Genomic DNA, 1,300 nt, shown 5'->3' on the forward strand with positions numbered 1-1,300 from the left:
GGAGTCCAGGAATATATTGTCTGGCAGATTTATGAAAATAAACTGGATTGGTTTATCTTACAAGAAAGTCGCTATGTTGCTCTAGAACCGGATGAAAATGGCATTTTGCGATCGCAGGTTTTTCCGGGTTTGTGGTTAGCTGTGGAGGCGTTGCGTCAGAGAAATGTCGCGCAGGTTGTGACTGTTGTTCGACAGGGGTTGCAGACGCCAGAACATCAAGAATTCTTGCAGGGTTTGGGGCAAGGGTGAGAAACGCGATCGCTCATAGTGAAGCGATCGCCCCTCTCACTTATTTCGCCACGGCATGCTGCTGGAGTTCTTCTAGAGAAACGTATTCTAACGCCGAGGCGTGAGTGGAGGATAACACCACCGGGGGTGCAACGCCTGCATCCAGGGCTTCTTTCCAGCGAGAGGCGCACAAACACCAGCGATCGCCGGGTTTTAACCCCGGAAAATTAAACATCGGTACCGGAGAACTCAGATCGTTGCCCCTCGCTTGGGTGAACGAGAGGAACTCTTCGGTCACTTGCGCGCACACCACATGTGCCCCCATGTCACCCCCACCGGTATTGCATTTTCCGTCCCGATAATATCCGGTCATCGGTGAGGTGCAGCAAATTTCCAGGGGTTCGCCTAAAACGTTTTTCGCTTCTGTCACCAACTCAACCTCTTTTAACAACCCTTTTCATCTCCTCTATTATGCCGGATAAGCTGCCGGTTTGCAAGCGGTACTCGGAGATTTGTTCAGCGTACCTCCTACAAGCGCGATCGCCCACATACCCGCGCAAAATGAACCGCGTTCCCCGTCCCAGCATTGACGCAGTGGGAATCGGGGCGCAGCTCGTTTTCATTCCCCTACTTTTGCTCTAGATAGCTCTGATAGAGCGACTTGACTAAATTATCTAATTTTTCCTCATTACTACATTCCACTAGCGCTTCAAATACCTCCCATAATTTAGCCGCACTTTCTCCCAAAGTGGGACTCATTCCCCACACATCTTGCACCCAATCTTCCGGGCGATCGTCTTCAAAAATTATCCGTTCTAACAGTTGTTTGGCTTCTTTTTGAGAAATAGACATACTCGCAAAATTTTACCTCAAAATTTTCTCTTTTATTATCCCACATATGGCCGGAATTTTTTTCTAAATCACCGGAAAAATTCCCAGGAAAACAATTTGCTTTCGCGAAAAGGGGCGATCGCCACCCATTCCGACTACCAAACCTTATTCAACTCCAACACAAATCCGGGCAGCACATCTTCTCCCTCTAGGGTTTCGGGAGAGTGCAAGACTTCCACTT

Annotated in this window: 2 protein-coding genes and 1 pseudogene; 1 reads left to right on the plus strand and 2 read right to left on the minus strand. The window is 48.7% G+C overall.

Annotated elements, in window-relative coordinates:
- Positions 1-249: pseudogene (locus tag AC0QH1_RS00625) on the plus strand (Uma2 family endonuclease); the annotation flags it as partial.
- A gap of 40 nt (positions 250-289) precedes the next feature.
- Here the strand turns inward: AC0QH1_RS00625 and AC0QH1_RS00630 are convergent.
- Complete coding sequence (locus tag AC0QH1_RS00630) at positions 290-661, minus strand: DUF2237 family protein (RefSeq protein ID WP_324628797.1); 372 nt, start codon at positions 659-661, stop codon at positions 290-292.
- A gap of 194 nt (positions 662-855) precedes the next feature.
- Complete coding sequence (locus tag AC0QH1_RS00635) at positions 856-1,080, minus strand: hypothetical protein (RefSeq protein ID WP_324628795.1); 225 nt, start codon at positions 1,078-1,080, stop codon at positions 856-858.
- Positions 1,081-1,300 lie beyond the last annotated feature (220 nt).

The sequence above is a fragment of the Phormidium sp. CCY1219 genome, assembly GCF_055795085.1.

Coding starts and splice junctions, on each gene's coding strand:
- AC0QH1_RS00635 (WP_324628795.1), bottom strand. CDS start 1,080: ATGTCTATTTCTCAAAAAGAAGCCAAACAACTGTTAGAACGGATAATT.